At 38.4% G+C, this 8889-nt stretch carries 7 protein-coding genes; 3 read left to right on the top strand and 4 right to left on the bottom strand.

Annotated features, from left to right (window positions below; all coding sequences use genetic code 11):
- Positions 1-143: 143 nt before the first annotated feature.
- Entirely contained in the window at positions 144-3197 is a 3054-nt protein-coding gene (locus RFW85_RS06625) for a DNA translocase FtsK (protein ID WP_170249661.1), read from the bottom strand.
- Between the two features lie 269 nt (positions 3198-3466).
- Here RFW85_RS06625 and trxB point away from each other — a divergent pair, with 269 nt between their 5' ends.
- The 3 genes from trxB to RFW85_RS06610 all read left to right on the top strand — a co-directional run bounded on the left by trxB (position 3467) and on the right by RFW85_RS06610 (position 6103).
- Positions 3467-4414 carry a thioredoxin-disulfide reductase gene (gene trxB, locus RFW85_RS06620; protein WP_002121722.1) on the top strand — a complete coding sequence of 316 codons (948 nt, stop codon included), beginning with the start codon at positions 3467-3469 and terminating at the stop codon, positions 4412-4414.
- A gap of 123 nt (positions 4415-4537) precedes the next feature.
- Positions 4538-5269 (top strand): leucyl/phenylalanyl-tRNA--protein transferase, encoded by a 732-nt coding sequence (gene aat / locus RFW85_RS06615; RefSeq protein WP_014205972.1) that lies wholly within the window; start codon positions 4538-4540, stop codon positions 5267-5269.
- An 18-nt stretch (positions 5270-5287) separates the two neighbouring features.
- A complete protein-coding gene (locus tag RFW85_RS06610; RefSeq protein ID WP_004703325.1) occupies positions 5288-6103 on the top strand; it encodes an arginyltransferase in 816 nt (271 codons plus the stop codon).
- Here the strand turns inward: RFW85_RS06610 and rimI are convergent.
- The 3 genes from rimI to RFW85_RS06595 all read right to left on the bottom strand — a co-directional run bounded on the left by rimI (position 6089) and on the right by RFW85_RS06595 (position 8649).
- Positions 6089-6550 (bottom strand): ribosomal protein S18-alanine N-acetyltransferase, encoded by a 462-nt coding sequence (gene rimI / locus RFW85_RS06605; RefSeq protein ID WP_170249662.1) that lies wholly within the window; start codon positions 6548-6550, stop codon positions 6089-6091. The two genes, RFW85_RS06610 and rimI, sit on opposite strands and share 15 nt — an antisense overlap.
- A 106-nt stretch (positions 6551-6656) precedes the next feature.
- Positions 6657-7532, bottom strand: coding sequence for a metal-dependent hydrolase (locus RFW85_RS06600; protein WP_170249663.1), 876 nt, complete (start codon positions 7530-7532; stop codon positions 6657-6659).
- 235 nt (positions 7533-7767) lie between these two features.
- Positions 7768-8649 carry a metal-dependent hydrolase gene (locus RFW85_RS06595; RefSeq protein ID WP_078220282.1) on the bottom strand — a complete coding sequence of 294 codons (882 nt, stop codon included), beginning with the start codon at positions 8647-8649 and terminating at the stop codon, positions 7768-7770.
- Between the last annotated feature and the right edge of the window lie 240 nt (positions 8650-8889).

Raw genomic sequence — 8889 nt, 5'->3', positions numbered from 1 at the left:
AATGATTTATGAAAGACATCTTTTGTTTAGGGAAAATACATTAGCATTTTTTACTAGACGATAAAATCTTTAAGTCATTTATAAACAGGTTCACTTTATTTAAGTTTAAAAAAAGCCTCCGAAGAGGCTTAAATTATATTGTCTTAAACTAGAATATCCCGCTTACCATTAGGGCCCATTGAGCTCACAATGCCGTTCTCTTCCATTTGATCAATAATACGAGCAGCACGGTTATAACCAAGGCTAAATTTACGCTGTAGCGAAGATGTAGACGCTTTTCGAGTTTCTAATACGAACGACACACATTGATCATAGAGTGCATCTCGGTCAGAACCACCCTCACCCTCTTCAAAGCCACGTGATGCAGGTTCTTCATCAAATGGAGTCAAGATTTCATCAATATAATCAGGCTCACCACGCTCACGCCAAGCATCACAGATACGGTTTACTTCATCATCACTAATGAAAGCACCATGCACACGTTCTGGCTCAATTTTACCAGGGCCTAAGAACAGCATATCACCATGACCTAACAAGTCTTCTGCACCACCCGCATCCAAAATAGTACGTGAGTCAATTTTACTGTTTACACGTAATGCTACACGCGTTGGAATATTGGCTTTAATTAAACCCGTAATAACATCAACAGATGGGCGTTGAGTTGCAAGCAATAGGTGAATACCAGCAGCACGAGATTTTTGCGCCAAACGGGTAATCATTTCTTCTGCTTTTTTACCCACTTGCATAATCATATCAGCGAACTCGTCCGCAACAATGACAATAGATGGTAATGGCGTTAAACGAGGTGCACGTTCTTGTGTCGCAGAATCACTTGGCTTCCAAGTCGGATCAATTAAGTCTTCACCATTCGCAATCGCTTCTTCAACTTTACGGTTGTAGTCACTTAATTTACGAATTTTTAGGAACGACATAAGCTTATAACGGCGTTCCATTTCATTCACACACCAGTTCAAGGCACTTACCGCATCTTTCATGTCAGTAACGACTGGAGTTAATAAATGTGGAATATCACTATAGTTCGCAAGTTCTAGCTGTTTTGGATCAATTAAAATTAAACGTAATTGATCAGGTGTGTATTTAAGCAACATCGATAAAATCATCGAGTTGACTGCAACCGATTTACCAGAACCTGTCGTACCAGCAACTAACATATGCGGTGCTTTCGCCAAATCAGTGAGTACAGGATTACCTGAAATATCTTTACCCATCGCCATACTAATTAATGCACTTGGGTCACGATATGTCGGTGTTTCCAATAACTCAATCAAGCGTACCATTTCACGGGCACTGTTTGGCACTTCAATACCAATGTATGGTTTACCAGGAATGACTTCCACCACACGTACAGATGCCATCGACATTGAACGTGCCAAGTCACGTGAAATATTTGTTACCTTAGACGCTTTAACACCCGGTGCTAAATCTAACTCAAAACGAGTAACAACTGGCCCTGGTTGAGCCTCTACCACCTGAGCTTTAACATTAAATTCTTGCAGTTTAATTTCAAGTAACTCAGACAAACGAGAAAGCTGCTCTTCAGTAAAGTTGACTTTCTTATTCGGATCGACCTTATCGAGTAGTTCAAGACCAGGTAACGTTGGCAAATCCAAACGCTTTTTGGCAACTTGCATTGCACGAGACATTGGTCGACCTGATGCATCAGTTAATGGCGCATCAAAATCGAAATCATCTTCATCAAAATCAGAATTTTCCTGCGGTTTCCCAGCAGTCTCCTGCCAAGCCTCAATAAACTCTTCTTTTGAAAGTTTGTCAGCCTGAATAGTCGTTTGAATAGGAGCTTTTACAAATGCTGAAGATTGCGCATAACTACTTGCTCTTACAGGCTCTGCTGGAGCAATGTCTTCATCTATTAATAAATCATCAAAATCTTCAAAGACTTGTTCATTTGCTAAATTTTTAGGTGACTGATTTAAATTAGAGGTAGGTGAAGATGTTTCATTCGCAATATTAACAGATTGCGAAGTTTGTTCGGTTTCTACATGGTGATCTTGAACAAACGGTGTATGCACATCTGTTGCAGTTTTACTGTTTGGAACCGCAGCAAGTAACTCATCAAAGATCTCATCATCATTCCAATCAAGACCATGCAAGTCTTGTTTAGATGAAGGCTGATTTTGATTTACTTGAGAAATTGTTTGCTGGAATTGCTCATGAGCAGGAACTTGCTCTGTTTCTGTCGAATCATCAGCAGCTCTTAAAAGCGCATCAATTTCTTGCTTATGACTCGCATCATCGCGCTGTAAAGCACGCCATACTTCGCCAGTTGCAACTAAACGTTGGCTATCTCGTTCAAGTTTATGAGCCTGCTCAAGCGTATGCTCAAAGTTCTGAGTATTTGCAACTGGTGTATCTGCAACAGGTTCAGGTCGGCTCTGCTCTTTCGCTAGCACATCTGCAAATAAGCGCTCAGCAACCGCATCATGTCGCGTTGTGGTAGATTGCGGTTGAGTTGATTCAGATTGAACTGATGCTTCTTTCTCATCTGAAGCATTAGCATTCGTTTCTACATTGTCAGCAACTTTAACCGCGGCTGCTTTGTTGGCAGGTTGAGTTGTTAAGTCATAATCCGATTCATTCGGAGATACGTTCTTATAAAATAAATCTTGTAAATAACTTGGTGTAGCTTTGAGCGTAACCCATGTTTTACTCCATTGCACCCCAAATGCAAGAGTAAACAACACGACCCCGAAAACCAGTAAAAATAAGGTTGCACCGTAAATTGTTAACAATTGAGATAGGCTTTGACCTAACTCATAACCAATAATTCCCCCAGCTGCATTATCTAAAGTATCTGCCGGCACATTCCAGTGTAAATATAGTAAGCTAGATACAACTAAAATTAAGAAGAATTGTGCAGCATAACGAAATGGGCGGTTTAGGAAACTACGTGGCCACCAAACCTGAATTGCTTCAATGAAAAGGAAAATTGGAATAAGCAAACTTGCCCATCCTAAAAAACCAAACAGCAAATCTGCAATCCATGCGCCAGCAATACCACTTGCATTGGATACTTGCTGAGTATCACTAGAAATATGCATCCAGCCCGGGTCAAATGGTGTATATGTTACTGTTGCCAGAAACATATAAATACCAAAAGAAACCAAGAATAATGTCATCAATAAGCGCTGTGCATAAACACTTGACACCGCAGTCATATACTGTCCTGTAACCCATTTAATTATTGGTTTAGAGATGTGAAGAGCTACATTTTAGATCTTCAACGAATGAACTTTATATTATGCACCTGTTCTTACAAAAAAGGTGCATGATTCTTTACAGTTGTTGTTAACATAAGGCACTTCTATATTGTTATATAACTTAATTCGATTGACCTGATCAATATTATCCACATTGATTTAACGCTATTGGTCGGCAAATTCACGTATAATTTTCAAAATTCTCGATATAAATAAGGATACCCTCAATGAGTGCTCGTCATTCTCGGTTAATTATTCTCGGTTCTGGTCCTGCAGGTTATAGTGCAGCGGTATATGCAGCACGTGCAAACCTTAAACCTACTTTAATTGCAGGTTTACAACTAGGTGGGCAGCTTACAACAACAACCGAAGTTGACAACTGGCCGGGCGATCCTGAAGGTTTAACAGGTCCTGCATTAATGGATCGTATGCAAGCACATGCTGAACGCTTTGGTACAGAACTCGTCTATGACCATATTAACGAAGTGGACTTAAATGTACGTCCTTTCGTTCTTAAAGGTGACATGGAAGAGTACACATGTGACGCTTTAATTATTGCAACTGGTGCTACAGCTCAATATCTTGGCCTAGAGTCTGAACAAAACTTTATGGGTCAAGGCGTAAGCGCATGTGCAACATGTGATGGTTTCTTCTATAAAAACCAAAAAGTAATGGTTGTAGGTGGTGGTAACACTGCTGTTGAAGAAGCACTTTATTTATCAAATATTGCTTCACATGTAACTTTAGTACACCGCCGTGATACTTTACGTTCTGAAAAGATTTTGCAAGATCATTTATTTGCCAAAGAAAAAGAAGGCAAAATCAGCATTATCTGGAATCACGAAGTTGAAGAAGTATTGGGTGACAATACTGGGGTAACTAGTGTTCGCCTTAAATCAACTCAAGATGACTCTAAGCAAGACGTAGAGGTTCATGGTCTGTTCGTTGCGATTGGTCACAAGCCAAACACTGGAATGTTTGAAGGCCAATTAAACTTACGTGATGGCTACATCCAAGTACAAAGTGGCACATCTGGTAATGCAACAGCAACTTCTGTAGCTGGTGTTTTTGCTGCTGGGGACGTCGCAGATAGCATTTACCGCCAAGCGATTACTTCTGCCGGGTCTGGCTGTATGGCGGCTCTAGATGCTGAAAAATATCTAGATAATCTTTAATTAATAGATTTCTAGAGTTTTAAAACAGCCGTTCTTATAACGGCTGTTTTTTTTAGAATAATGACTAGCTGACATATATTAATTTTTATAGCATAACCTTAAAGCTCATCTTATTTTATTTTTATGAATACACTTCCACTTTCTCAATTCATTTTTCCTGACCCGATTGAAGCTGACCCAGATGGGCATGGTTTAATTTGTATTGGGGCAGACCTCTCCCCTTCTACACTATTTGAAGCTTACACCCATGGTCTTTTTCCTTGGTTTAATGAAGATGAGCCTATTTGTTGGTGGAGTCCAGAACCCCGTTGTGTTATCTACCCTCAAAACTACAAGCCAAGCAAGTCACTCCTTAGAAACATGAAAAAACATGACTATGCAATTACGGTTAACCATGCTTTTGAACAAGTTATTCGCTCTTGCTCTTTGCCAAGAAGTTATGCAGACGAAACATGGATTAGTGAAGATATTATTCAAGGCTACTGTGAGATGTTTAAAGCTGGTTATGGTTATAGCGTTGAAGTATGGCAACAAGAGGAGCTTGTAGGAGGTTTATATGGTGTTACGATTGGCAAAGGATGTTTTGGTGAGTCAATGTTTAGCAATGAAACCGATGTTTCAAAAATGGCTTTTTATACATTAATGCTCATAGGACAAGAAAATCAGCTACCATGGATAGACTGTCAACTCGTAAACAGTCACTTAATTAGTCTGGGAGCCAGTACACTTTCTCGTCAAGACTACTTAAAATCGTTACAAGATGTAATTATTCACCCCTCTATCAATTGGAAAAAGTATCAAGAACGTGTATTTTCAAGTAAAACAATAGCATTAGATGCAAAATTAATGGAATGATAACAGGAGGGACCAATCATGAAATCATATCACCCGAAGTCCCTTTTAAATGATCTGCAGTATTATATTACTCCACCTCATGATTGCAGCTACTTAGAAAATAAATCTGCACGCATGGTGTTTTTAGATCCCATCCACCGAATTGATGTGGTCACTCTTTCAGAACTTTCTCGTTTAGGCTTTCGCCGTAGTGGTGACTTTGTTTATCGCCCTGAATGCCATTTATGCAGACAATGTTTGTCTTGTCGTGTCCCAGTGGCCGATTTCCAAATGAACAGCATGCAAAAAAAAGCATGGAAACGAAATCAAGATCTCACCATGACTGTTCTGCCTACGCGACAAGCAGCCCAAATTCATTATGATTTATACGAACGATATATTAATGAACGCCATGCTGATGGTGATATGTTTCCACCGAGCTTAGATCAGTTTGAAAAGTTTTTAGTACATAGCTGTACAGATAGTTTTTTTCTTGAGCTTTGGAAAGACAATCGGCTCATTAGCGTTTCTACTTGTGATTTAATGGATGATGGGCTATCGGCTGTCTATACGTTTTTTGATCCCGATGAGCACCGCAGATCACTTGGTGTTTACTCTATTCTTAACCAAATTGAATATGTTAAATCGTTAGGTTTAGAGTATCTTTATTTAGGCTATTGGGTACCGCACTCAGCCAAAATGAACTACAAATCGCAATATACACCTTTAGAACTTCTACTCGATGGACAATGGCGCCGTTTAAATCGGTCATTATCACCAGAGGAAATCCAACAGCTAGGTACGTCTCTTATGACCACGTTACCTTCTGAATGGAATAATTTAATCATTAAATAAAGATGCGAAATCATCTGTACAGGTTTTTACCATAATGACCGCATGTTCCCGTCCACCATCTTGGGTAGGATAATAATTGCGGCGCAGGTCAATTTGGTGAAAGCCTGTTTTTTCATATAAACCGATAGCAGCTTTATTACTTTCACGAACTTCTAAAAAGATTTGTACTGGCTGATTTTCTAATTTTTCAATTGATGCATTTAATAACTCATATCCTAAACCCTGACCTTGCATTTTAGGATCAATTGCCATGAGCAATAAATTCGCCTCATCTAAAACGGGCTGTAAAATACAAAACCCAACGACTTTATCTTGTGACTCAATCACTGTGCATTGATAAGAATTCAAAGATTCAATAAATTGCTGTCTTGACCACGGATGGGTCTGAACTGATTTTTCAATTTGAACAACAATATCAACATCAGTATTTTGCATAATACGAATCATGAGTCTCAACGCAATGAAGATTCTAAAGTAGTGCGTATTATAAAAACTTCCTGAGAAAAAACGAGCAAAAAAAAGGACAATTGAATTGCCCTTTTTTAAAGTAATTTTAAAGACCTAATTTTTCACGCCACGTTGCCAACAATGCTGTGGTATCCGAATCATTTGGATGAAATTTTGGTCTTAAAAAATCAAGTAGTTCTGGAATTTGACGAGTCATAAAACCTTTACGACCATACATGAACTTAAGCATGTAATTCGTATCCTTCCAAGTTAATTTATCATCAGTCTTAAGTAACTTTGCAGTAAAATAAGACTGAGTCGCGAAGATTAATGCCATTGCAATAATCAAAGCTGTTGAACGCATAAAATAAGCTTTCGGACCTTGTCCATACATGCTTGTATATACATCAAATGCCACAGCTTTATGTTCATTTTCTTCAACTGCATGCCACATCCACAAATGATACATAGTGTCATCTTGGAACATAGCCTGAATTTCAGGATTTTGTAAAAGTTCTGCTGCAATGGTCGATGTGAAATGCTCTAGAGCACAGGTTCCAGTCAAATCAATCATTTCTTTGGTATAGCCAAAAGGTTTCATTAATTTGGTTACAACAGCTGTACCCATCTTAATGACTTTTCCTGTTTGCTTTTCCATATGGCGCACGTCATAACCATAAGCCTGTGCCGAAGCATTAAATGCTAAATGCTCTTTGGAGTGCATTGCTTCTTGACCAATAAAAGCACTAATTTCTTTTTGAAGATCTGGATCAGCAAGCTTTGGATCATTTCGAACAGCACGCGTACTGTTTACAAAGAACTGCTCACCCTCTGGAAAAAGGGCCGATAATGCTGTCATAAAATGTGTTAATGCAGCATCATAATTTGCCCAATAGCGTGGGACCTGAGCAAATTCAAAATCCATACGACGCACAGGGAAACTAGCGCCAGCACGATTGGAAATATTTACCTTAGCATTCATCTCAGACTCCTTTTAAGTGAATAGCTAATTCACTTATAACTTTATTTATTTTCTTAATATTTATAATCATACGTCTTTCGATGTGCCAATTAAGTGCAGATGAGGACAGAGAAATATCAGATGAGGTCATTCATAGATACATAAAGGTGCAATATCTACCCCACGATCTCTTTAAAATAGTTATAGAAAATAAAAAAAGGGCCACTATCGGCCCTTTATAAATTATGAATTAAAACTATAAACCTAATTTTGCTTTCCATGTTTTCAATAGCCCAACAGTATCTAGGTCATTTGGATGAAAGCCAGGTTTAAAGTAAGCTAACATTTCTTTAGCCATACCACTAATAATACCTTTAGATGGGCTATATCCATATTTATAAATTACTGATAGTTCATCTAAATTCAACTTGTTGTCTTGCTTTAATAAACGAAGCACAAAAGATGACTGGATCAAAAAGATTAAAGTCATAGCAAATACTAAAGAACTTGTACGTAACGCATAGGCTTTTAGACCTTTACCAAATACACCTTCGTACACATCATAAGCTACGGCTTTATGCTCATTTTCTTCAATCGCATGCCAATACCACATTGTTGACATTGTCTCATCTGTCATAAGCTCTTGAATGTGCTTATTGACCAATAATTGCGACGCAATAGTAGCGGTAAAATGCTCAAGAGCCGTTGTAGCAGTCAAGTCAACCATTTCTTTTGTCATACCGAAAGGTTTGACAATTTTTACAAAGGTTTTAATGGCTGTTTGAATTGCCGTATCGGTAAATTTCTCTAACGTTTCTACATCATGACCAAACTTTTGAGCAGAAGCATTGAAGTTTACATGCTCTTGAGTATGCATTGCCTCTTGCCCAATGAAAGCACTAATTTCTTTTTGGAGCGCTTCATCATCTTTAATCGCTGGGTGATAACGTACTGCTCGTACACTATCTATAAAGAATTTCTCACCAGCCGGAAACAATGCTGACAATGCAGTCATAAAATGTGTGAGTCCAGCAGAACCATTCATCCAATATTCTGGTACATCATTAAAGTCAAAATTCATACGACGTACTGGAAAGCTTGCGCCTGCACGATTCGTAATATTCACTTTAGCATTCATACCCAAAGCTCCTTAGTAAGTAACCCTAGTTACTCAAACTTTATTGTTCGTTTTCTTGATTCTTATCATACAAATTTAATAAAAAGGATTAAGGGGAAATAAGGACATTGAAATATCAGTTAGGGCCAGCCTTTATAGTGATTGTTAGACAATTCACTTTTGTGCGCTTAAGTATAAAAAAAGCGCTCTAAAAAGAGCGCTTTTTTTCACTGAAAGTGATTATGCAGTTACTTTCGCAAC

The sequence above is a fragment of the Acinetobacter sp. 12966 genome (assembly GCF_031196995.1).
Lineage (GTDB): Bacteria > Pseudomonadota > Gammaproteobacteria > Pseudomonadales > Moraxellaceae > Acinetobacter > Acinetobacter geminorum.
This window is presented reverse-complemented; position numbering and strand designations above follow the sequence as displayed.